The sequence below is a fragment of the Eionea flava genome, from assembly GCF_055393785.1.
The window spans coordinates 2,514,224-2,537,174 of record NZ_AP036018.1 but is presented as its reverse complement, the minus strand read 5'-3'; the positions used below and the strand labels follow the sequence as shown (position 1 = coordinate 2,537,174).

Below are 22,951 nucleotides of genomic sequence, written 5' to 3'. Positions count from 1 at the left end.
GATATTTATATGCACTAATACTTGTGCGAACAATTGCGTTCTCCAAGAGCTTTATTATTATTTTAAAACTAACTTTTTTTAAACATTTATTTAAAAAATAGTATTTTTTTGCAATATTTAATATTTTTTTGCAAGCGTTTTTTTTGGTTTTATTTTTTGTTAAAAAATATTTTTTGCTTGTAAAAACAATCGTTATTTATTTTTGTTATCGCATTTATCAACAATGCGAATAAGTTTTTTTCACGATTTGTGTGCGGAGTGTCTGCTAGTTTATTGAAAATTATGATTTTTTATTAGTCCGGCTTTTAAGGCGATCTTAAAAAGCCGGTTTTTTGAAAGGAGGTGGTGTTTTTTATTTATGACGCTTGGGCAAGTTTGTGAGCCGTTAAGATCTCTTCTTTTATGATTGCTAGTCCGCGTGTTAATTGATCTTCCGATGAAGCGTAGTTTACTCGAATGCACTCGCGTTGATGAGCCCAATCATCATCCATGCCAATAAAGAAGTCTTCCCCAGGTATAACAAGGACTTTTCTTTCTTTTAAACGTTGGTAGAGCATTTTTGATGTCATAGGTAAGCCATCAAACCAAAGCCATAAGAAAAATGCGCCTTCGGGTTTGTGGATGTGTACTGGCATGCCGCTAAATGTATTTTGCGCTAGCGCTAGTGCGTCGGTCATTCTTTTTTCATAATAAGGTCGTATGACATCGTCGCGTAAGGCAAGAATTTCTTTTGATGTAATCAAGCGCGTCATAAGGCTTGCGCCCATATTGCTAGGTGATAAGCACAGCGTGCCATTCATTGCTGACATAACGCTGATGATTTCTTCTTTTGCGATAATAATACCTGTGCGTAAACCGGGTAAGCCTAACTTAGATAGCGACATGCCTAATACAATATTGTCATGCCAATATAATTCAGCATCGGTATAAATGGCTCCGGGAAAAGGTGCGCCGTAAGCATTATCAATAATAAGAGGTATATTGTGTTCTTGTGCTAATGCATCAAGGCGAGACAGTTCATCGTTAGTAATGACATTGCCTGTGGGGTTGGTTGGGCGAGATACGGAAATGGCGGCGATGTTGTCAGTGATTTTTAATCCATCAAAGTCAATGTGGTATTTGAATTGTTGGTTTTCTAAATGCTCAATAGTGGGTTGTTGTGACGCAATCATGTCGTCCGATAAGCCCAGTTCTCGATAACCAATATATTCTGGTGAGAGAGGAAACAATATTTTCTTTTTCGAACCGTCAACCATGTCTCCAGCCAGTGCGTTAAATAGGTAAAAAAAACTGTTTTGGCTGCCGTTGGTTAAGGCAATGTTTTTACTGGTAATGCCCCATTGGTATTCGTCGTTAATAAAGTTAACCAAGGCTTCAATAAATTGATTTTCCCCTTGCGGAGAGCTGTAAAAGCCTAAGGCTTTGTCAAATTCCCTATTGTCTAACAGGTGTTGCATCTCGCTGCGAAAAACATCAGTGACTTCTGGAATGAATGCAGGGTTACCGCCGCCGAGCATACATGTCTCGGGATCATTGTTTTTGACGGCTTCTCCTAAATCTTGCATTAATTCAGTAATGCCGGATGTTTTTGTAAATTTTTGTCCAAAAGTAGAAAGCGATTTCATGACGTGATGCCTTGCGGTGAGTCTTTTAATTGACGTGTTGGTAATAAAATAAGCACAAAGATTAACGCGAAGTTTTCATGAAGGCAAACAAAAAATACGGTGAATTATTCGCTGTAGCTCAGTGTTTTCGAGGCTTACGTAGCGTTCATAATGCCTATGTTGACGTTGCCGTAAAGTAAACGTGGTAATAGTAAAAAGGCCTTTGTACGAATGAGCTTTTGTTTTTATGGTTGTTGTCGCTGACAATTCCAGCAGAACATAAAATGCGCTGGATTAGCTTCTTTGCAATGAGAGCAAGCCCATGTGGAGGTATCAGTCGTTATGGTGTGGGAATTTTCGATGGTTTCTAGTAATGATGTTGATGTGTCGTAGTCACTCTCGTTGACAACCCAAAGCTCCATCCATGCGTCTAGTGGCGCTATGTCGCCCATGGCACCAGCTGCAAACTCGTTTTTAAGTGTGTTATCAATATTGGCATTATCGAGAATATTTTTAGCATGGCTAACGAGTAGCCGGTTTTCATGAGTGTATACACGTTTCATCAAGAGCTCTCATTTTGTGGCTTCACTATTTTGTGAGGCATGGGTGCTTCTTCGACGCGTAAACCTTCAATAAGTGCGGCGGTAAATACCATTATTCCTCCAATGAGCTCATGGGGCTCAAGAGGGACTTGGGTAATAATAACAACCGACCCAATAGAGACGACTAATTCCATCACGATAATCACTGCGGAGCGGCTGGCTTCTATACGTGTGACAGCCCATTGGCTCCCTGCGGTGATGAGCATAATCCAACATAAGCCATACGCGACGGCGAGTAATGTCGGTGTGCTGAAGAAAGGGGCTGAACTTAGAGTCGTCGTATCTGAGGATGGTAAAAAAAGGAGTGCGCCACCCACAAAAATAACACAGCCAATAAACATTGCGGCCATTTTACTGGCTAAGGGGGTGTGTGGTGTTAAGCGAAATAGAATATTGGTCGCCGCTAGGCCAAACCCAGACCCTAAGGCGAGCAGATCAACCCCGGTCAATGTATTCCAGTTTATAGTCCATGCTTCTAATATGCAGATGGCACCGCCTAAGCAGAGGAATAATGCAATGATACGTTTACTGTCGATGTGTTCTTTTAAAATCCACCAGCCACCTAACATGCTCCATACCGGTAGCATATAGAATAAGATGGTGACTCTAATAACGTCGCCTTTTGCCATTGCGGTTTGAAAGGCCATATTGGCAAACCCTCCAAATATGGCGAGTAGTACCATTAAGTGTATGGTGGCAAGCCATTGTGAACGTTGACGATACAGTACGGGTAGCAATACCAACGCCGCGCTACTAAAAGCAATAAAAATAAGTTGTTCCGCGGGTAAGCCCATACTTTGAATGGTCTTGATAGGTATCCATGTTAGGCCCCAGCCAATAGAGCTGCATAATAGAATGAGAACCGGTAAGCGTGATGACATCATAAAATGGGAGCTCGTGGTGGTGTAAGGCTAGTGTGGTGTTTATGTCGTTAACTGAAGAATCGTCGATATGACACAGTCTTATTGCTGCATTTTATTCACGTAATATCGACAGATGCAGAGACCTGTGGCGCTCATCTATATGAAATGCTTCGGCGCACCGTAGTATGAGGTATAGCGGCTTACCATATGCCGCTATTTGTCTAATGAAGCATCCAGCGCTTGAATGTCACTGACCTGTAGTATGCCTGCTGCCTGCTTAAGGCTTAAGGTATTGACGATATAGTCGTATAAGGTATCTAAGTGGTTTCGCTGTGCTTCAAATAGGTTACTTTGTGCATTAACCACATCCACAATGTCACGCGTGCCTGCATCGTAGCCGGCTTTAGTGGCGGATAGCGCGCTCTCGTTTGATACAATCGCTTGTTGGCGTGCTTGAAGTTGAGCAATGCCTGTAGTGACCGACAAATATAATGAACGGGTGCTTTGTACGGTACTACGGCGGGTAAATAGTAGATCTTCTTGATCTTTGATCAGCGTTTGTTCGGCTTGTCGTTGTCTTGCGGATAGTGTTCCGCCAGTGTACAGCGGCATAGAAAAGTTGAGGCTGAATGTTGTTGTCGCCGTATCGCTATTTGTGTTGCCACCTTGGTCAATGTCGGTGTCGCTGTGAGACTTGCCGTAGCTAACGGAGCCGTTAACGGTCGGTAAATGATTGCTTTTTGCAGCTTTTGCGCCCAGTTCGCTGGTTTTTGCGCGTAGTTTGCTGGCTTTGAGCGATAGGTTATTCGCTAAAGCAAAATCAACCCAGGCTTGCTTATCTTTCGGCGATGGCTCAAGGACGGTAAAGTCCTCGCTAAGAGGGGCGATGTTCTCATGTATTTTGCCAGTAATGACCGTTAGCTCGTCTAGGCGAATGCCGACATTGGCCTCGCTATTAATGCGGCCGGCTCTTGCATTATCAAAAGCAGCTTGTGTTTCGTGAACGTCATTAATCGAAATTAATCCTACCTCATAGCGTTGTCTGGTTTGCTCTAACAGAGTGGCTTGAGCTTTTTCTTCGGCTTTATCTGTCTGTAATTGGTCGATAGCGCGCAGTGCATCAAAGTAAGCCTCAGCGCTACGAATAATCAAGTTTTGTTCACTAACATCGTAAGTTGCCTTTGCCAGTAATGCTTGTGCTTTCCCTTGCTGGTAGGTATCCCAGGCGTTCGCATTTAATAGTTGTTGCGTTAGCTCAATGCCATAGTTTTGGTTGTCGGTATCGCTTTCTGCTGGTGTTGTGCCACTGGTATCGGTATTGATTCGGCTAGCGCTGGCGGTGGCATTAATTTGCGGTCTTAATGCGCCACGGTTAATGGCGGCTGCTTCAGTTCCTGCTAGGTATTCTGCGTAATCTGATCTTAGCTCGTGGTCATTTTTTTGAGCAAGTGCGTAAATGTCCATCAATGATTCAGTTTGTGCATTGGCTAGTGTAGGCACAGATAGCAATGCGACACATGTCAGCAAGAAGAATGGGCGCTTGGTTAGCGGTGGTGTCGGTAAAAAATCGAAGCGTGTGTTCATTGGTTGACCAAAAATTCCCTAAAGGTGAAGTCGTTGTAAACAGTGTAGCTTTTTACTCTAACAAGGTCGATACTGGATGATAGATCTGGCTTCGTGACGATGTAGGTAATGATTAATATGGCAAGTTCTGTTCAACTTTCTGATATTCCCGAAACAGGGGCGGTAGATATTTCTGAGCGTTCAACGGTCTATAAAGGCTTTTTCGCCATTGAAAAAGTGCAGTTGCGCCACCGCTTATTTGGTGGTGCTTGGTCTGCGCCTGTTACGCGAGAGTTATTTGTGAGAGGGCGAGCCGTGGCCGCTATTATTTACGACCCTCAACATCGTTTAATTGGCTTGGTTGAGCAATTTCGCATTGGCTTAGTTAATGATACGTCTCGTCCGTGGTGTAAAGAAGTGGTCGCAGGTGTAGCAGAAAAAGGTGAATCTGATGAAGAGGTGATGCGCCGTGAGTTGTGGGAAGAGGCAGGTGTTAAGCCACAAGAACTACGGCGGATCTGTGATTATTACAGTAGTCCGGGAGGCACTAATGAGCGCTTGACCTTGTATTGTGCATTGGCTGACTTGCGTCATGCGGGTGGCGTTTTCGGGTTGCCAGAAGAAAATGAAGATATTCGTTTTAGCGTATACAATGAAGAGACGGTGCTTAATCGAATTTATGATGGCGAGTATAACAATGCGGCAACATTAATTTGTCTGCAGTGGTTGGCTGCTAATAAGGATCAGTTAGGCCATCCAGTTAGAGTATAGGAGTTATTGCGTTGACGATAGATATTCAGACAGCTTCACACATAGCACGTAAAAAGCGCTACAAAACGGATTTGCCGGCACAATTGGTTGAATGCGAAATGAATTATCACCGCTTGCTTCGTCTTATGCGCAATATCAAAGACCTGAGTGTCGGTAAGGCACAGCATTATTTGGTGGGTGATTTATCGAGTGCGGAGAGCGATTTCCATGTTACCGTGTTAGAACAAACAAAATATACGACGGTAGTTCACATTGCTCAGTTATTTTCCTTGCAAAGCGCGCCCGACTTCATTAAAAATGAAGGCAGTGCTGATCGTCAAAAAAAGCAAACGGTTTATCAGGGAGATGTGCGTTTATATCATGATGCGAGTATGGCTGAAGTGGTCAAGTGCCAACGTTATCAATCGTTTGCACCGCGTTATGAATATCCCAATGTTGATATGCACCAAATTGATGAAAAAGCACAGATGAATCGTTTTTTGGGTGAACTGTTGAGCCATTGTTTGTCTCATGGCCGGATGGCGGGTAATATGCTAACGAAACGAGCTACCCCAGAAGGTTAGTTAGCTAGATGCTCTCCGCCTTGAAGGCTCAAGGTTTTATTACAGAAAGATTGATAGATCACCACAAAAATAACGAATAAAGAATATCACCTACTTACACGACATGCTGTTGTTAATTTTTCTATGACTTCTTCTCCTGTCCGCATTACTCAGATTACCGATTGCCACCTTGGAGAGCACGAGGGTGACGAACTATTATCGATGAATCCCGATGAGGGACTGCATGATGTGCTAACGCTAATGAATCAGCAGCACCCTAGTAATGATCTTCTATTGCTCACGGGTGATTTAGCCAATCATCCGTCTCCTCCTGTTTACTCTCGCTTACACACCATTATGGCTGAGAAAATTAGTTACCCTTTCGCTTGGTTAGCGGGTAATCATGACGACCCTGAAATGATGAAAGTGTTGGGTGAGCAGGTCAATGCTACCGTTCATATCATCGATCAGTGGGTTGTGATATTGCTGAGTTCGCGGGTGCCGAACGAGACGTATGGCGAGCTTAGTGATCAACAGTTGGTGTTCTTGGAGCATCAATTGTCGCTCCATAGCGATAAACATGTCATGGTTAGCTTGCATCACCAGCCGGTGCCGATTGGTAGTGCATGGATGGACCGCTATATTGTGCGTAATGCCGAGGCTTTTTGGGAGGTGATAAATACTCACCCGCAGGTGAAAATTGTCCTCTGGGGGCATATACATCAAGAGTTTACGGGGGAATATCAGGGAGTGAGTCTGTTTGCCACACCATCAACCTGTATACAGTTTACGCCTAACCAAGATGAGTTTGGTGTCGAGGATAGTATGCCCGGCTATCGTTGGTTTGAATTACATGCAGATGGTACTTTTGCCACCGATGTAGAACGCGTTGCCCAAAAAGATTACGGCATTGCCTTTGATTCTACAGGTTATTAATGTCAACACCCCAATATTATCAGTGGCTCTTTACTAATATTTGCTGATGCCAACGCTGTTATATATTCACGGTTTTCTTAGCTCGCCTTTATCCTATAAGGCGCAATCCTTGCAGCGTTGGTTGCAGACTAACCGCCCCGATATTCGCTTCTGCTGTCCGTTATTAACGCCTTATCCTAACGAGTGTGCTAAATCCTTAGAGAAGATCGTTGAAACGGCACTAGATAGTGATGAACCTATTTATTTGGCGGGCAGTTCTCTAGGTGGCTTTTGGGCGACCTACTTGGTTGCGAAGTATCATTTGCCCGCGGTCTTAATTAATCCTGCAGTCGATGCGCTTAACTTACTACCCAACTATATCAATCAACCGCTCGCTAATTACCATACCGATGATACTTATTGTTTGCAGGAAGATGACTTAGTGGCACTCTCGCGTTACGATACGCCCATTATTCAGCACACAGCCGCTTATTGGTTGCTTGTTCAGACAGGCGATGAAACCCTTGATTACCGTTTAGCCGTTGAAAAGTATCGACAGTGTCGACAAACCATCGAGCCCGGTGGTGACCACAGCTTTCAAGGTTTTGAGCGATTCTATGCTGATATTATGATGTTTTTTGAAACTACCTACGACAGATTGAGATAAAAAAATACATGGCCAATTATTCCTCAGAAGATATTGAAGTTCTCACGGGTTTAGATCCAGTCAAAAAGCGCCCCGGTATGTATACCGAGACCACACGCCCTAACCATCTTGCGCAAGAAGTTATTGATAATAGTGTGGATGAAGCATTAGCTGGGCACGCTAAAACTATTGAAGTGATTCTACATAAAAATCAGTCAATCACGGTGAGTGATGATGGGCGTGGTATGCCAGTGGATATGCATCCGGTACAAAAAAAACCGGGTGTCGAAGTGATTCTTTCCACGTTGCACGCAGGGGGTAAATTTTCTGATAAAAATTATGAGTTCTCCGGCGGTCTGCACGGCGTGGGGGTGAGTGTTGTTAATGCTCTGTCCCAAACCTTGTTAGTGACAATTAAACGCGAAGGCAAAGTGCACGAAATTGCTTTTTCTCATGGAGATAAAACCAAAGATTTACAGGTTGTCGGTGATTGCGGCAAGCGCAATACAGGCACTACCGTACACTTTCTTCCCGCGCCGGAATATTTTGATTCACCTAAGTTTTCAGTGTCTCGCCTGCGCCATGTGTTGCGCGCTAAAGCAGTACTATGCCCCGGATTAAAAGTAATATTTACTAACGAGCAAACGGCCGAATCGGACGAATGGTTCTATGAAGATGGCTTAACCGATTATCTAAGTGATGCAACCCGAGGCTGGGATGTGTTACCGCTCGCGCCGTTCACCGGCAGCTTTAGCGGACGCTCAGAAGCTGCCGATTGGGCGGTGCAATGGCTCCCCAATGGCGGCGAAGTCACACAAGAAAGTTACGTCAATCTTATTCCTACCGCGCAAGGTGGTACGCATGTCAATGGTTTGCGTACCGGCTTATTGGATGCCATGCGAGAGTATTGCGAATTTAGAAGTCTATTGCCAAGAGGGGTGAAATTAGCGCCCGATGATATTTGGGTGAGTTGTTGTTTTGTGCTTAGTTCCAAGTTGGGTGATCCGCAATTTTCAGGTCAAACTAAAGAGCGCTTGTCATCTCGCGAAGCAGCGGCGTTTGTTTCCGGTGTTGCAAAAGATGCATTCAGCTTGTGGTTAAATCAGCATACCGAAGATGGCGATAAACTGGCCGACTTTTGTATTAGTAATGCGCAAAAACGCGTCCGTTCTAGCAAAAAAGTGGCACGTAAAAAAATTACGCAAGGGCCAGCTTTGCCGGGTAAGCTCGCGGACTGTTCTAGTGCAGAGCCAGAACGCGGTGAGCTGTTTTTAGTGGAAGGTGATTCGGCGGGTGGTTCGGCTAAGCAAGCACGTAGCCGAGAGTTTCAAGCGATCATGCCGCTTCGTGGAAAAATCTTAAATACATGGGAAGTTGATAGCGCCGATATTCTTGCTAGCCAAGAAGTGCATGATATTTCTGTTGCTTTAGGGATTGACCCCGGTGTCGATAATTTGGAAAAGCTGCGGTACCACAAAGTGTGTATTTTGGCGGATGCGGACTCGGATGGGCTGCATATTGCAACCTTGTTATGCGCACTCTTTTTGCGGCATTTTCCCGCATTGGTTAATAACGGTCATATTTTTGTGGCTATGCCACCATTGTTTCGTATCGATATCGGTAATGATGTTTACTACGCTCTCGATGAGTCAGAAAAGCAGGGCATCATCGATCGTATAGCGGCAGAAAAGAAAAAAGGGAAAGTAAATGTGCAGCGCTTTAAAGGCTTGGGTGAAATGAATCCTCTGCAACTACGAGAAACTACCATGGACCCTGATACCCGTCGCTTAGTGCAATTATCAGTTGATTCTGAAGACAGTGCGCACCAAATGTTGGATATGTTACTTGCGAAAAAGCGCGCAGCCGATCGTAAGTCGTGGTTAGAAAGCAGTGGTAACTTAGCCGATGTGGGTTAAGAAAATTTTCTGACAATACTATTTAAACAATAAACAGTTGGTTTTATATGAATATTGATAATCTTCCCGCTGATGCGGGAATCTTAATTTGTGGGCACGGTAGTCGTGCCAAAATTGCCGAAGAAGAATTTAGTTTATTGGCCAAGGGGCTACGCGCTCGCGTGCCCGGATTACATGTCGAGTATGGTTTTTTAGAATATTCAGCGCCGAATATTCATATGGCTTTAGACCGTTTAGTGGCGCAGGGTGTCAAAACCATTTACGCAGTGCCGGGTATGTTATTTGCGGCAACGCATGCACAAAACGATATTCCCTCTGTATTAACCACTTATCAAGATAAGCATCCCGGTCTGACTATCGAGTATGGTCGAGAATTAGGTTTGCATGAGGAGATGATCGAAGCTTTTCAGGCGCGTATTTTGGGCGCAATGGGTTATCAAGAGGCGCCAGCGGCTGGTGAATTATATGACACGATGTTGGTCGTCGTAGGGCGAGGCACGTCGGTGACGGCAGCCAATGCCGAAGCGGCTAAGCTAACGCGTACCGTGTGTGAGAATCTAGGATTTGGTTGGGCAGAAACGGTGTATTCCGGCGTGACCTATCCATCGGTTGGTCGCGGTTTAGAAATGGCGATTAAGCTGGGCTACAAAAAAATTGTCGTTGCGCCTTATTTCTTATTTGGTGGCCGTCTTATTGATCGCATCATGGGGTATGTGGATAAAGTGGCGAGTGAAACTCCCGATGTGCAATTTATGCGAGCCGATTATTTACGTGATCAATCACATGTGATTAATACATTTATTGAAAGAATAGAAGAAACTATTGCAGGCCAGCCGTCAGCATCGGGTCAATTGAGTTTGATGGAAGACTTTAAAGCGCGCCTCGCGCGTGGCGAAGTGGATGTTCATCATCATCATGCCGAATTTAAACCGGATACGGATAATAGCGGTGAGGCGGTGAATGAGCATACACATTCGCATAATCACGCGCACTCTCATTCTCATGAGCACTCGCATGGGCATGATCACTCTCATGGACATAGCCATGCGCCGTATAAGCATATTGCGCATCCGAATGGGCCGCGAACGATGATCAATGAAAATATTTGTTGCTGCTTTATGCGGCAATTCCCTCAGCACATTATTGATGAAGAAAAAGCAATAAAGGTTGAGTTGCCTGGTACACCCGCGTGCAAGCGCTCGCGCTAGCCCCCTCAAAAGTTCAGCGCTGCGATGGTCTATTTAAGGCTTACGTAGCGTTTTTGATGCTTTCTTTGTCGCTCGTAATACATCAATAACAATCATATGCGCCGTTGTTTATTTGCTGTTACAATCGACGCAACGATTCTAGGTGCTTACTTATCTGGTGTGTCTTTTTTACGTAATAAGGCACATGAGTTTAAGGGAGATAATCGGGAAGAATAGAGTGTTTTAGTGTTAAACAGTGAAACGCTATCTATCGCTGCCCCCGCATCGGTCAAGAAAACACATAACAACTCGTTCTGTACCACTGAATATTGGGCTGCAATAGCACTTTGTTTGGGAAGGGGCAGGGTGTAGTGCCAAGGCTTATTCTTTTCTAAGATTGCGCTTTGACAGTTTTCTTATAGCCCGAATACCGGCCTAGTCTTTCACTTCGTATGCACGGTGGGTGCATCAACAAGGTTACATTATGTTCTGTATTATTCATATCAAACGGGCCGTGTGCCCTGCTTTGCGTTTTATCAGATGTCTATCGAACCGGTGGCCTCTCATTTTTTCTTCTGCAATAAGCTACTAACAGGGTAAAGCGATGACTCATTCCTCTCCTTCGCTGTCTCGATTGCAATTCCCTTTTAGTGCGGTGACAGGGCAATCGACGTTTAAATTGGCGTTAATTTTAGCGGCGATCAACCCTCGCATAGGCGGTGTATTGATTAGCGGCCCACGTGGTTCAGCCAAGTCTACGTTAGCACGAGCAATGACCAATTTATTGCCTATCGACAGTCCGCTCAGCGGAAAAGAAGAGGGTAGTTCTGCCCCGTTTGTGACATTGCCATTGGGTGCAGCAGAAGAAAGTGTTATTGGTGCCGTTAATTTAGAGCAAGTACTGCAAGAGAAACAATTTGTATTCCAAGAGGGTTTGCTGGCGAAAGCGCATCGAGGTATTTTGTATGTTGATGAGGTGAATTTATTGCCTGATCATTTGGTCGATTTATTGCTAGATGTGTCTGCAACAGGGGTTAATGTTGTTGAGCGTGAAGGTGTGAGCCATACCCATGATGCGCGTTTTATGTTGTTGGGAACAATGAACCCTGATGAGGGGGAGCTGCGACCACAACTACAAGATCGTTTTGGTTTGGCTGTCAATTTAACACAGCCGTATTCTGTTAAAGAGCGCGTATGCATTGTTCAACAACGAGAACAATTTGATAATGATCCGTCTGCTTTTATTGCGCAATATGAGCAAGCGCAAAGGGATTTACGTTCACAGATCGCGCAAGCAAGAGTGCGTTTAGCGCAAGTGAGTTGCTCGGAACAGTGGCGAGAAAAAATAGCAACGCGATGCTTGGAAGAAAATGTGGATGGGGTGCGTGCTGACATCGTGTGGTGTCGTGCTGCAATGGCACACGCGGCTTGGGAACAAAGAGATACTGTCGCAGAATCAGACATCGCAGCGGTCGAAGAGTTGGTGTTAGCGCACCGTCGACAAGCGCCGTCGAATACACCGCCTAGTTCTCCGCCTTCGACTAAGCCACCGTCGAGTTCGCCTTATTCAAGACCGCCAGAAAAAGATAACGCATCGAAAAATTTTCAGCCAGACGCTTCTCAAACGCAAAACTCTCATCATCAAAACGAGAGCAATCATTCAGATCAAGTAGAGAATGCTGCGGGTGATTGGGGGGGGATGGATGCTGAGGTTCGGCAATCATTGGTACAGGCTGATGACAGTGTAGTAGAAAAAATCAGATCGCTTTACGGTACTCTTTTTGTTACCAGCAATCATGTGCCCGTATCCACAAAACGTTCTCTTGCCGGTCGACAAAAAGGCCATAGCCAAGGGTGGCGTCAACGAACGCATCGCCAGCCGTTGCAAACGCTGAATAATATTCACTGGCTTTCAACCTTGCTTGCCAATGTTGGCCGTTGGCCTTTACGCTGCCTTCGCTATCGTCCTCAGCGCACGAGTCAATCGACATTGCATTTATGTTTACTCGATACCTCCGCATCAACATTACAAAATGACGGTGTTGATCAAGCAAAATCTGCACTATTGAGTATCTCTCAAAATATCTATGCCCGCAGAGAGCAATTAATGGTCATGGGCTTTGGCAACCAGAGAGTCGATGTGTTGCTGCCTCAACGCCGGGCGCCAAAAGCATTGCAGCAATGGTTTGATACCTTATCTGTTGGCGGCGGTACGCCTTTGCGTGATGCAATTTTTCAGGCTTATCAATTTCAACAACGCCAGCAGCAATGTTTTCCAGATCAAAAGATAGTGACTTACATTGTGACTGATGGGCGAACATCGCAAGCCATTGATGATTTGAGATTATTAGGTGAAGTGGTTGTCATTGATATTGAAACGTCTGCGGTAAAACGTGGTAAAGCAGAAAAAATGGCCCATGCATTACAGGGGCATTATTTATCTTTGGCGGCCTAACATTGTTGTGCATCAATGTGTTGTTGCCCAATGAATGGTTAAAACATAGAAGGAAGTTTTTGACTGTGCGACTAATTTTTAAGGTGTTAGCCGTTAAGCCGATTCTTACATTATTTTAAAAAGTAAAAAAATATGAGCGATAATCATCAAGAAAAAATGAAAAAACGCAAAGCGGTTATGGATAATAAAATTGCCAAGGCGACCGAAGAGCGTGGAGTACTTATTTTATTAAAGGGTAATGGTAAAGGGAAAAGTAGCTCGGCATTTGGCACTATGTTACGTTCGGTTGGACATGGTAAACGCTGTGCAGTGATCCAGTTTATTAAAGGTCGCACCGAAACGGGTGAATATAAATTTTTTAAAGGCCATCCTCAAGTTGATTGGCATATTATGGGGCATGGCTTTACGTGGGAAACACAAGATAAAGAAAAAGATATTGAAGCTGCTCAACAGGCATGGGCTGTAGCAGAACAATTATTGCAAGATGAGCGGTACGATATGCTCGTTTTTGATGAAATGAGCTATATGTTTAAGTACGGTTACCTCGATGTTGAGCCGGTAGTTAGTGCTTTACAGTCGCGTCCTAAGGATCAGACAGTGATTATTACCGGACGCACTATGGCTTTACCTCTACAAGATATTGCCGACACTATTTCGGTGGTGCAAGACGAGCGCCATGCGTTTCGTTTAGGTGTTAAAGCGCAAGCGGGAATTGAATTTTAATGTCGCTTAATGCTCAAGCTAAACCTGTCACTTGCCCCGCTTTATTTTTAGCGGCTCCCGCATCAGGACAAGGTAAAACGACAATAACCGCTGCATTAGCACGATGCCTGCGTCGAGCGGGTAAGCAAGTTCATGTGTTTAAAACCGGCCCCGATTATCTAGATCCTCAAATTCTTGAACAGGCATCGGGCCACCCGGTAAAACCATTAGACTTATGGATGGCGGGTGATGATTGGTGTCAGCAGCAATTATATTTGGCAGCACAACAAGCCGATATTATTTTAATTGAAGGTGCCATGGGCATGTTCGATGGTGAACCATCCAGCGCTGACTTAGCGGCGCGCTTTTCTATTCCTATCGCGATCGTGATGGATGTTAAAGGGATGGCGCAAACGGCTGCGGCCATCGTCGCAGGCTTAGCAGCGTTTCGTGATGATATTACCATTGCAGGCTTACTGGCGAACAATTGTGGCTCTGATCGCCACCGCGAGCTTATCGAATTTGCATTGCCTGACCATATTCCTTTATTAGCACACTTAGCTCGATCGGATGCCGTCGCATTGCCAGAGCGACATTTAGGATTAGTACAGGCTGAAGAAGTAGCAGAAGAGCTAGAACAACGATTTGAAGCTGGCGCTGATTGGTTAGAGAGCGCCGGTGTACATGCATTATGCGATCGTTTATCACCTGTTACCTTTTCCCCTGTCGACTCGCTTTCGGTAGAACCGGCATCGGTGTCTCAGCAAGCATTAACGGGTAAGACAATCGCAGTTGCAAAAGATACGGCGTTTAGTTTTATTTACCCGTCAAATATTGCGCTACTCGAATCGATGGGCGCAGAGATTGTGTTCTTTTCTCCGCTAAACGACGACGCTTTGCCGCAGGCCGATGCTTTATGGTTACCGGGTGGTTACCCGGAGTTACATGCAAAACAATTGTCTGAAAATATAGCCATGAAGCAGTCCATTCATGCGTTTTTTGCGGCCAATAAACCCGTTTTGGCGGAATGCGGTGGATTCCTCTATTGTCTCGAAAGTCTCACCGATCTTAATGATATGGCATACCCCATGGTGCATTTGTTAGATGGACATGGAGCTATGCGTGGTAAACGTGGTTGTCAGGGAATGCAAACCGCCCCGTTACCCGAAGGTGAGCTACGCGGCCACGCACATCATCGTTCACGCAGTAGTGATACGCCACCACCCATAGCGCATGGTAAACGCCAGCGCCACCCTGCACCGGGCGAAGCTATTTATCGTCACGGTAGTTTAACGGCGACGTATTTGCATCTGTTTTTTATATCAAATCCCGATGCGATTGCGCAGTTATTTTTGGGTTCTCAATAAGTAAGATAATGCATTTTTTTGTAAAACCGCTCAATGCTATTAGCCATTGACTATCACGAATGATTAAAGGACATGTCAATGTTTGAATTATTTTCGCCGCTCGCCACCGATCTATGGCCCTTGTTATTGTTAGGTCTAGGCTTGGGGTTATTGCACTCACTAGAAGCTGATCACGTAATGGCGGTTTCTTTATTGAACAATCAAAACCCAAGTTTACGGCGCACTCTCTCTTTCGCTTTTTATTGGGCCTTAGGTCATGGTGGCGTACTGTTATGTGGCGGCTTATTGTTGCTAGGTATTGGCGTATCAATACCTGATAGTCTGTCTTTTGTCGCCGAAGTATCTGTTGCGCTGTTGCTCATTGGCTTGGGTGTTTACTTAATATGGCAGTTAGCGGTGCGTCGTGTGCGTATTGGTCAACATCGCCATGGTGATATTGTACATACGCACCTGTATACCGATGAACATGATACCGACGAGCATGATATCAGTGAGCATGACGATGCCTTTTCTGCTAGTGATGCAGCGCATAAACATTCGGTTCATCAGCCCATGATGGTGGGTATTTTTCATGGGTTGGCTGGTAGTGCGCCTGCACTAGCGCTAATTCCCGCTGTTGCATCGGGGCAGTTACTGGTGGGTATGGCCTATCTCTTATTATTTTCATTCGGCGTTATTATTTCGATGGTCGTTTTTGGTATTGGCTTTACTTACATTCAAGGTCTGTTGTACCGCCGCTATCAAACATTGTTTCAGTATGCTCGAGGTTTGTTAGCATTAGGCGCTATTGTGGCGGGTAGTGCGCTATTATTACGCACCCTATAGTTCGCTCTTGGCTTGTACCGGGAGCGGGTGCACTTGAGAATACAGCATGTGGAACGAAAGCAGCGAAGATAACAAACCACTACGTACAGGTCTGACCACTGGTGCGTGTGCTACTGCCTGTGCGACTGCTGGGGCACATTATTTGTTATCGGCGTCTGCTCAGCATCCGCAAGGTAACGCTCCGCAATTGCCAAACCCTGTGAGTATTACTCTGCCTAAAGGTAAAACCGTTGAACTTAATGTCGCGGCTGACTTTACGCGTCGCGATGGTGCCAAAGATGATGTATCGGTAGTGGTGACGACGGTAAAAGATGCGGGAGATGATCCGGATGTCACTCACGGAGCCACGGTTTTTGTCGCATTACGCTTGTTACCTGCTGCCGACATTGTTTTTGCGGCCGCAGAGGGTGTAGGCACCGTGACTAAAGCGGGCTTGGCATTGGCAGTGGGCGAGCCAGCGATTAATCCTGTGCCACGTCAGATGATGCTGCAACACTTGCACGCGGTAGCAGAAGACTACCAATACGCGGGTGGATTTCATGTCGCCGTGGGCGTTGAAAATGGAGAAGTACTCGCTCAAAAAACCATGAACCCACGGTTGGGGATATTGGGCGGTTTATCTATTTTGGGCACAACCGGTATTGTTCGCCCCTTTTCCTGTGCTGCATGGATTGCGTCAATTTATCAGGGGATGGATGTTGCTGAAGCAAATGGTTTAGATCATTTAGTGGCGACGACGGGTAATGCTAGTGAGTTAGCCATTAAACAGTATTACGAAACACATCATCAACCACTGCATGATATGGCGCTTATCGAAATGGGGGATTTTGCTGGGGCGGTATTAAAACACTGTAAGCAGGTGAATATTCAGCGCTTAACGATTTGTGGTGGGCTAGGAAAAATCAGTAAGCTAGCCAATGGCCATATGGACCTAAATAGCCGCGTGTCGGCTATCGATTTTTCACACCTTGCTATGGTGGCAGAGTCCTTGGGTGCGAGTGGCGACTTATTGCATAACATTGCACAAGCAAATACCAGTGTTGAAGTGATGCAGCTTTGTGATCAAGAAAATATTGCGATCGCCGATCGTCTATGCGAGTTGGCTCTAGCGGTTGCTCGAAAAAAAGTGCCTAAGCATATTGCCATTGATATTCGTGCAATAGATAGAAAAGGCCAGTTTGTTGGGCAAGCAGTATGAACACCATATTACTGTTAGGCGGTACCGCCGACGCACGGCAATTAACGTCGCGTTTGCATTACTATTTTTCACAGAGTAATGGAAAAAATAAGCCGCGCATTATTTATAGCGTGGCTGGTTTAGTGCGCACACCCGATGTGCCTTGTGAGGTATTAGTGGGAGGGTTTTCTGCTATTGGTGGTTTGGCGTGTTACGTAAAGCAGCAAGCGGTTGATATGATTGTTGATGTGACTCACCCTTACGCTGAAAAAATGACAAGCACTGCTATGCATGTCGCGGAAAAAACCAATATATATTACATGCGTTTTCATCGTACGCAGTGGCAAGCAATGGAAGGTGATCAATGGATAACGGCACAGCGATGGCCTGATGTGTTGACGGCCGTTAAGTCTTTCTCGTCATTGTTTTTAACTGCCGGGCAATTAACGCAAGACCAAGTTAATCACTTGCATCAGCAAAATAAACAGCAGCGCCAATTGTTGCGCACAGCGGTTAAACCCAAGATTGTATTGCCGCCATCTATGGTATGGATAAAGGCGATTGGCCCATTCAATACAGATGCTGAACATGAAATTTTTCAACAGTATTCGATCGATTGTTTAGTCAGTAAAAATAGCGGTGGTGATGCAACGGCTGCAAAATTACATGTTGCGCGTGAATGCCGTGTACCCGTTGTTATGTTGGCAAGACCGCCAGCAGAAGCGTTTAATACGGTTAAACATAAACGGTTTGATAATATAGACGCTTGCGAGCAGGCGATACTGAATCAAGTTCAGCATGACGAAAGCACGAATTAGGTTCAACATGACTTGAGTGCGAATCAAGATTTAGCATGACGAAAATATGCATTAAGGTCAACGTGACAAGAAATTTTTTGATGAAAATATATTACGAATGTTCCAAAAATTTTTACGCCGTCATTCTGGCGAAAGCCAGAATCCATTAGCTCCGGAAATAAGTGCCGAATCAAGTCCAGTATGGTGATGATTAGTCGCCATTACTTGTTAATAAAATATTTTACTCAGTAAAATTCTAGAGAAGTTATATCAAAAATATCATGTCGAATGATTTAATAAATACGCCTATGAGCAATTATGAAATAAACCCACAAGCCATTGAGACAGACAGCTTTCGGCAAATTCGTGAGTTAACTGCTCTCGATACGTTTGATCGTGAGCAACAACAAGTCGTTATGCGCATAGTGCATAGCCTTGGGTTTCCTGCGGTTGCTGAGCAGGTGCGTTTTAGCGAGCAAGCGTGTGCGCAAGGTATTGCTGCTCTTCAAAAAAACGCGCGGCTTTTATGCGATGTCGAAATGGTTAAGCAAGGCATCACTAAGCGTATGATTAGCGAAGAACCGTTGTGCTACCTCAATCATCCAGAGACGGCCTTGATCGCAAAAAAAACCGGTGAAACCCGCTCGATGGCAGCACTTGCTCATTGGCAAGATCAATTGGAGGGCAGTGTTGTCATTATTGGTAATGCGCCAACGGCATTGTTTCGCTTGTTAGAAAAACTTCAGCAAGGTGCTGCTAAACCCGCGCTGGTTATTGGAATGCCGGTAGGGTTTGTTGGTGCGGCAGAATCTAAACAAGCGTTGTGGGATTGTCATCAAGATTTAGGTATTGAATGCATTACCTTACTTGGACGGATGGGTGGCAGTGCTGTCTCTGCTGCGACCTGTAATGCATTACTACGATGTTGCCGTGGCGAGTACTATTAATGAATATCTGTAAAGAGTATTTGTCATGCATAAGCCGTTAATAAAGAGTACCGATTCACCGTCTATTCATGTTGTGGGGCTGGGTGTGGCAGAACATGCGGTATTGGCGATTAACGTGCGAGCAGCAATTGAGAGTGCGGATATTATTTTTGGTTCGTCGCGCCAATTAGCAACGATTGATCATAGTAATCAAGTAAGCCGCGCGGAAAAAAAGATATTGCCTCCATTGTCGTCACTCGCGACTACGCTCACGCAACTGTTCGATACCTCGACTCAGCCGTTAAGTGTCGTTATTCTCGCTTCAGGTGACCCTTTATATTACGGTATTGGGCGTTGGCTTAGCCGACAATTCTCTCAGATTAAATTAGCATTTTATCCGGCAGTATCAAGTATTCAAGCGGCTTGTCATTGCTTGGGCTTGGCATTGCAAGATGTCGATGTCATCAGTTTGCATGGCCGCCCGTTAGTAAGTATTCGCAGCGTGCTGCGTGCTCAACAAACCCTGGTTATTCTCACCGATCGTCACAGCCATCCTTATGCGATTGCAGAAGCTTGTATTGATGCAGGTTTTGCCGATTCGACATTATCGGTATGTGAACAGCTGGGTTATCCTCAGCAGCAGGTGCAGACGTTTTCGGTGCGTACATTAATGCAGCATGTGAGCGATCAGCAGCGACTAACATTTAATGATTTACACGTTAGTGTTGTTGCCACGCAAGGTGATGGTGGCGTATTGCCCGAGTTTCCCGGTATTCCCGATGTGCAATTCAGTACAGGTATGCCTGCGGGTAAAGGCATGATTAGCAAACGTGAAGTGCGTTTAGCCATATTGTCGCAATTACAAACCAATAATCACGACATCGTTTGGGATATTGGCGCGGGTTGTGGCGGTGTGGCCGTTGAATTATCGCGATGGCATCCGCAAGCACAAATATACGCGGTTGAATGTCATAGCGAACGTCTTAAATACTTAGCAATGAATCGTGATCGTTTTGGTGTGGTTAAAAATTTACATATCGTTGCGGGTCGCGCGCCCGATATTTTATCCACCTTACCGACACCACATAAGATTTTCATCGGCGGTAGCGATGGTGAGTTGCCCGCCTTACTAGAACAGGCATGGTCGCTATTACCTGCTGGTGGTACTTTGGTTGTGAGTGCTGTTATTGAAAAAACGCAGCGAATCGTTGAGCAATTTGTGAAAATGTTAGTGACATCCAAGCTGATACCAGCGGAGAGTATTGAAAGTACCGAAGTCGGGATCACACGTCGATATTTTTCTGACTCACTGCAGTGGGATGAGCAAAAAAAATTGCCAGTCACTTTGTATACATTAATAAAGCCTAGAGAATCCAAACAGGTATCGCCCTCCAAAATAAATAGCCAAGCACAGGGCGAACCATTAGTTGCGCTGCCTACTTTTTGTGGCGTGGGTGTTGGTCCGGGTGACCCCGAATTGTTAACGTTAAAAGCGCAAAGAATGATTCAGCAGGCGGATGTGATTAGTTATTTATGCAATGAACATGGGCATTCGCAGGCCTATACGATTGCCGAGCGCGCCATTGCTGATATAAATACAACAGGGCAAACCTTATTGCCTATCGTGATGCCAATGAAAGAAGAGCGTAAGCTAGCTAATCTAGCTTACGATAACGCAGCGTCTGCGATTGCCGCTGCCTTAGCCGATAATAAACAGGTTGTGTTCTTATGCGAAGGTGATCCTTTGTTTTTCGGTTCTTTTGCTTATCTCTTAGAGCGTTTACAGAATAGTGCGGTTGAACATCGCAGTCATGTTGTACCGGGTATTTCGTCCATTAATGCCGCTGCGTCAATATTGCAGCACCCATTAACGATGTTAACCGAATCGTTTGCAGTGATGAGTGGTCGTCATTCAGAAGAACAGCTACTTAATGCGTTGATGCAGCACGATTCTGTGGTGATTATGAAAGCAGGGCGTGCGCGTGTAAAAATACTTCAGGCGCTTGCCCAATCGCAACGAACGGCTGATGCTTGCTATCTTGAATATGTGGGACGAGCACAAGAAAAAATTGTTCGTGATGTCGAAATATTAGCTCAGGAATCAGGCCCCTATTTTTCGCTATTTGTGATCACCAATGATGCGCAAAAAAGAGCCATGATTTCTTCAAAACCACTTTCACAATCTTCTTCTTGATTTTATTGTTAACGGTATCTTTTGTGTCGATGTTATCTTTTCAATCTCCCATGATTATTGCGCTTACTGTGCAAGGTAAGCGTTTGGCTCAGCGTTTGGCGGATCAAATCGATGGTAGCGACGTATGGTATAAACCTCAGCCGTTTAGTGAAAAAGTACAGCATGTTTTTGTCGCAGGGCATCCGCTTATTTTTATTTGTGCGGCCGGTATTGTCATGCGCACATTAGCACCGGTGCTTAAAAATAAAAAAGAAGACCCTCCAGTATTAGTGTTAGACGAGAATGGACAATTTGTTATTCCTTTGTTGTCAGGCCACGAAGGTGGCGCTAACCAATGGGGTCAAGTGGTTGCAGATACAATAAATGCGCAGTTAGTCATCACGTCGGCGCATCGTTACCTTAAACCCTACTATTTTATTGGCGTAGGATGTGAGCGTGATTGTCCAAAAGAATATATTAACGCTTTAGTGAGTGACTGTTTACGACAGGCAAACATTTCTATTGATCAGGTAGCCGGTGTTTACAGTATTGATCTAAAATCTGATGAGCAAGGGATCATTGATTGTGCAGCACAGTATGATAAACCATTTCATACTTTTTCAGTAAAAGAGCTGCTCACGGTAGAGCACTTGCTGCAATCACCGTCTGATTATGTGTATAAAACAGTGGGTGTTTATGGTGTTGCAGAGTCGTCAGCTTTATATGCTGCAAAAAAATATAATAGTGATGCCGTGATGGAACTAATCGTAACTAAGCAAAAGAATGCAAAAGCCACTTGCGCGATAGTGCGAATGTATAAAGAGTAGTTTTTAGTGAGCGAGTGTTTAATTTTTAATTTCGATATCACTGCAGTCCCATTAAAAATTAAACTCGTAGCAGCAACTCCTTTACTTATTTTTTGTTGCTAAGAATTAGCACATGTAGAGACATAGATTTTAGGTCTTCAGTCAAAGCGCGCCGTTAATACATCCGTGTAGGCTCAACACCAGCATCCATGCTGGTGATGCCTTTGCCTGAAGACCTAAAATCTATGTTTTAAAAGTGAATATGCCATCAATAACGATACGAACGAAATAGAGGCAATAGCCGGAGAAGTAATGAAAAAATTATATGTGGTTGGTACAGGTCCAGGCGATAAAGACTTGGTGGCTCCCAAAGCGTTAGCGGCTATTACTGATAGCAATGAATTAGTTGCCTATGGCTTGTATTTGGATTTATTGGGTGATGTCTGTGACGGTAAGAATCATCATGATTTACCGCTAGGAGAAGAAATTGGCCGAGCGAGATTGGCGTTAAATTTAGCCGCAAGTGGTAAAACAACCGCACTAATTTCTAGTGGCGATATAGGTATTTATGCCATGGCGACTTTAGTGTTTGAGTTGTTAGACCAGCATTTGCAAGGTAAAGAAAATCATCCTGAGTGGCTCGATGTTGATATTGAAGTAGTGGCGGGTATCTCGGCCATGCAGGCCGCCGCCAGTCGTGTGGGCGCAATGCTTGGCCATGATTTTTGTACTATATCTTTATCTGATTTATTGACTCCGTGGGAAACAATAGAAAAACGTTTGCATAGCGCCGGACAAGGGGATTTTGTCGTGTCTTTCTATAACCCGCGTTCGCAAAAGCGGGATTGGCAGATCAATACCGCACGAGATATTTTATTACAGTACCGTCCATCTTCAACGCCGGTAGTATTGGGGCGACAGCTAACACGAGAAGATGAGAGTGTGAGTATTATTACGTTGGATCAGTTAGATGCGAGTGATGTGGATATGTTTACCTTGGTGTCTGTGGGTAATAGTGAATCACGGCATATTGTATATAAGGATAAACAATGGGTTTATACCCCAAGAGGCTATAGGAAAAAATTGTAAGGTTTTTAATGCTTGCTTATGCTAT

20 protein-coding genes and 1 riboswitch are annotated in these 22,951 nt (G+C 44.8%); of the genes, 16 read left to right on the top strand and 4 right to left on the bottom strand.

Translation table 11 applies throughout. The features are described from left to right. Nucleotides 1–356 precede the first annotated feature (356 nt). The 4 genes from ACZ5O6_RS10980 to ACZ5O6_RS10965 all read right to left on the bottom strand — a co-directional run bounded on the left by ACZ5O6_RS10980 (nt 357) and on the right by ACZ5O6_RS10965 (nt 4,653). Entirely contained in the window at nt 357–1,625 is a 1,269-nt protein-coding gene (locus tag ACZ5O6_RS10980) for a valine--pyruvate transaminase (RefSeq protein WP_447091516.1), read from the bottom strand. 224 nt (nt 1,626–1,849) lie between these two features. Then, entirely contained in the window at nt 1,850–2,167 is a 318-nt protein-coding gene (locus ACZ5O6_RS10975; RefSeq protein WP_447091517.1) for a putative signal transducing protein, read from the bottom strand. Beyond that, a complete protein-coding gene (locus tag ACZ5O6_RS10970) occupies nt 2,167–3,090 on the bottom strand; it encodes a DMT family transporter (RefSeq protein WP_447091518.1) in 924 nt (307 codons plus the stop codon). Before ACZ5O6_RS10970 ends, ACZ5O6_RS10975 begins: the two co-directional genes overlap by 1 nt. Nucleotides 3,091–3,282: 192 nt before the next feature. Next, the gene (locus ACZ5O6_RS10965) at nt 3,283–4,653 is read right to left on the bottom strand and encodes a TolC family outer membrane protein (protein WP_447091519.1); all 1,371 of its coding nucleotides are present in this window, start codon (nt 4,651–4,653) and stop codon (nt 3,283–3,285) included. Nucleotides 4,654–4,770: 117 nt separating this feature from the next. Here ACZ5O6_RS10965 and ACZ5O6_RS10960 point away from each other — a divergent pair, with 117 nt between their 5' ends. The 16 genes from ACZ5O6_RS10960 (at nt 4,771) to cobJ (ending at nt 22,926) form a co-directional block, all read left to right on the top strand. Continuing rightward, entirely contained in the window at nt 4,771–5,403 is a 633-nt protein-coding gene (locus ACZ5O6_RS10960) for an NUDIX domain-containing protein (RefSeq protein WP_447091520.1), read from the top strand. 11 nt (nt 5,404–5,414) lie between these two features. Next, on the top strand, nt 5,415–5,966 hold the full coding sequence (locus ACZ5O6_RS10955) for a DUF1249 domain-containing protein (protein WP_447091521.1): 552 nt from the start codon (nt 5,415–5,417) through the stop codon (nt 5,964–5,966). 123 nt (nt 5,967–6,089) lie between these two features. Next, nucleotides 6,090–6,881 carry a 3',5'-cyclic-AMP phosphodiesterase gene (gene cpdA / locus ACZ5O6_RS10950; protein ID WP_447091522.1) on the top strand — a complete coding sequence of 264 codons (792 nt, stop codon included), beginning with the start codon at nt 6,090–6,092 and terminating at the stop codon, nt 6,879–6,881. Nucleotides 6,882–6,927: 46 nt separating this feature from the next. After that, the gene (locus ACZ5O6_RS10945; RefSeq protein WP_447091523.1) at nt 6,928–7,527 is read left to right on the top strand and encodes a YqiA/YcfP family alpha/beta fold hydrolase; all 600 of its coding nucleotides are present in this window, start codon (nt 6,928–6,930) and stop codon (nt 7,525–7,527) included. A gap of 8 nt (nt 7,528–7,535) precedes the next feature. Continuing rightward, nucleotides 7,536–9,422, top strand: a complete 1,887-nt coding sequence (gene parE / locus ACZ5O6_RS10940; RefSeq protein ID WP_447091524.1) for a DNA topoisomerase IV subunit B — start codon at nt 7,536–7,538, stop codon at nt 9,420–9,422. Between the two features lie 47 nt (nt 9,423–9,469). Beyond that, nucleotides 9,470–10,630 carry a sirohydrochlorin chelatase gene (locus tag ACZ5O6_RS10935; protein WP_447091525.1) on the top strand — a complete coding sequence of 387 codons (1,161 nt, stop codon included), beginning with the start codon at nt 9,470–9,472 and terminating at the stop codon, nt 10,628–10,630. 161 nt (nt 10,631–10,791) lie between these two features. Beyond that, nucleotides 10,792–11,062: riboswitch (cobalamin riboswitch) on the top strand. Between the two features lie 151 nt (nt 11,063–11,213). After that, complete coding sequence (locus tag ACZ5O6_RS10930) at nt 11,214–13,064, top strand: ATP-binding protein (protein WP_447091526.1); 1,851 nt, start codon at nt 11,214–11,216, stop codon at nt 13,062–13,064. 132 nt (nt 13,065–13,196) lie between these two features. After that, nucleotides 13,197–13,787 (top strand): cob(I)yrinic acid a,c-diamide adenosyltransferase, encoded by a 591-nt coding sequence (cobO, locus tag ACZ5O6_RS10925; RefSeq protein WP_447091527.1) that lies wholly within the window; start codon nt 13,197–13,199, stop codon nt 13,785–13,787. After that, nucleotides 13,787–15,133: a cobyrinate a,c-diamide synthase gene (locus tag ACZ5O6_RS10920; protein WP_447091528.1), complete on the top strand. Its 1,347-nt coding sequence runs from the start codon at nt 13,787–13,789 to the stop codon at nt 15,131–15,133. Before cobO ends, ACZ5O6_RS10920 begins: the two co-directional genes overlap by 1 nt. Nucleotides 15,134–15,211: 78 nt before the next feature. Further along, nucleotides 15,212–15,958 (top strand): hypothetical protein, encoded by a 747-nt coding sequence (locus ACZ5O6_RS10915; protein WP_447091529.1) that lies wholly within the window; start codon nt 15,212–15,214, stop codon nt 15,956–15,958. A gap of 46 nt (nt 15,959–16,004) precedes the next feature. Beyond that, nucleotides 16,005–17,156, top strand: coding sequence for a cobalt-precorrin-5B (C(1))-methyltransferase (locus tag ACZ5O6_RS10910; RefSeq protein ID WP_447091530.1), 1,152 nt, complete (start codon nt 16,005–16,007; stop codon nt 17,154–17,156). Then, nucleotides 17,153–17,953 (top strand): precorrin-6A/cobalt-precorrin-6A reductase, encoded by an 801-nt coding sequence (locus ACZ5O6_RS10905; protein ID WP_447091531.1) that lies wholly within the window; start codon nt 17,153–17,155, stop codon nt 17,951–17,953. Before ACZ5O6_RS10910 ends, ACZ5O6_RS10905 begins: the two co-directional genes overlap by 4 nt. Nucleotides 17,954–18,240: 287 nt before the next feature. Continuing rightward, nucleotides 18,241–18,879, top strand: a complete 639-nt coding sequence (locus ACZ5O6_RS10900) for a precorrin-8X methylmutase (protein WP_464283514.1) — start codon at nt 18,241–18,243, stop codon at nt 18,877–18,879. Between the two features lie 25 nt (nt 18,880–18,904). Next, entirely contained in the window at nt 18,905–21,052 is a 2,148-nt protein-coding gene (gene cbiE, locus ACZ5O6_RS10895; protein ID WP_447091533.1) for a precorrin-6y C5,15-methyltransferase (decarboxylating) subunit CbiE, read from the top strand. A gap of 29 nt (nt 21,053–21,081) precedes the next feature. Continuing rightward, entirely contained in the window at nt 21,082–21,858 is a 777-nt protein-coding gene (locus ACZ5O6_RS10890) for a cobalt-precorrin 5A hydrolase (RefSeq protein ID WP_447091596.1), read from the top strand. A 291-nt stretch (nt 21,859–22,149) separates the two neighbouring features. Continuing rightward, nucleotides 22,150–22,926 carry a precorrin-3B C(17)-methyltransferase gene (gene cobJ / locus ACZ5O6_RS10885; protein ID WP_447091534.1) on the top strand — a complete coding sequence of 259 codons (777 nt, stop codon included), beginning with the start codon at nt 22,150–22,152 and terminating at the stop codon, nt 22,924–22,926. Nucleotides 22,927–22,951: the final 25 nt, after the last annotated feature.

Coding starts and splice junctions, on each gene's coding strand:
- ACZ5O6_RS10935 (WP_447091525.1), top strand. CDS start 9,470: ATGAATATTGATAATCTTCCCGCTGATGCGGGAATCTTAATTTGTGGG.
- ACZ5O6_RS10915 (WP_447091529.1), top strand. CDS start 15,212: ATGTTTGAATTATTTTCGCCGCTCGCCACCGATCTATGGCCCTTGTTA.
- ACZ5O6_RS10970 (WP_447091518.1), bottom strand. CDS start 3,090: ATGATGTCATCACGCTTACCGGTTCTCATTCTATTATGCAGCTCTATT.
- ACZ5O6_RS10975 (WP_447091517.1), bottom strand. CDS start 2,167: ATGAAACGTGTATACACTCATGAAAACCGGCTACTCGTTAGCCATGCT.
- cbiE (WP_447091533.1), top strand. CDS start 18,905: ATGCATAAGCCGTTAATAAAGAGTACCGATTCACCGTCTATTCATGTT.
- ACZ5O6_RS10890 (WP_447091596.1), top strand. CDS start 21,082: ATGTTATCTTTTCAATCTCCCATGATTATTGCGCTTACTGTGCAAGGT.
- ACZ5O6_RS10920 (WP_447091528.1), top strand. CDS start 13,787: ATGTCGCTTAATGCTCAAGCTAAACCTGTCACTTGCCCCGCTTTATTT.
- cobO (WP_447091527.1), top strand. CDS start 13,197: ATGAGCGATAATCATCAAGAAAAAATGAAAAAACGCAAAGCGGTTATG.
- ACZ5O6_RS10900 (WP_464283514.1), top strand. CDS start 18,241: ATGAGCAATTATGAAATAAACCCACAAGCCATTGAGACAGACAGCTTT.
- cpdA (WP_447091522.1), top strand. CDS start 6,090: ATGACTTCTTCTCCTGTCCGCATTACTCAGATTACCGATTGCCACCTT.
- ACZ5O6_RS10960 (WP_447091520.1), top strand. CDS start 4,771: ATGGCAAGTTCTGTTCAACTTTCTGATATTCCCGAAACAGGGGCGGTA.
- ACZ5O6_RS10905 (WP_447091531.1), top strand. CDS start 17,153: ATGAACACCATATTACTGTTAGGCGGTACCGCCGACGCACGGCAATTA.
- ACZ5O6_RS10980 (WP_447091516.1), bottom strand. CDS start 1,625: ATGAAATCGCTTTCTACTTTTGGACAAAAATTTACAAAAACATCCGGC.
- ACZ5O6_RS10930 (WP_447091526.1), top strand. CDS start 11,214: ATGACTCATTCCTCTCCTTCGCTGTCTCGATTGCAATTCCCTTTTAGT.
- parE (WP_447091524.1), top strand. CDS start 7,536: ATGGCCAATTATTCCTCAGAAGATATTGAAGTTCTCACGGGTTTAGAT.
- cobJ (WP_447091534.1), top strand. CDS start 22,150: ATGAAAAAATTATATGTGGTTGGTACAGGTCCAGGCGATAAAGACTTG.
- ACZ5O6_RS10965 (WP_447091519.1), bottom strand. CDS start 4,653: ATGAACACACGCTTCGATTTTTTACCGACACCACCGCTAACCAAGCGC.
- ACZ5O6_RS10910 (WP_447091530.1), top strand. CDS start 16,005: ATGTGGAACGAAAGCAGCGAAGATAACAAACCACTACGTACAGGTCTG.
- ACZ5O6_RS10945 (WP_447091523.1), top strand. CDS start 6,928: ATGCCAACGCTGTTATATATTCACGGTTTTCTTAGCTCGCCTTTATCC.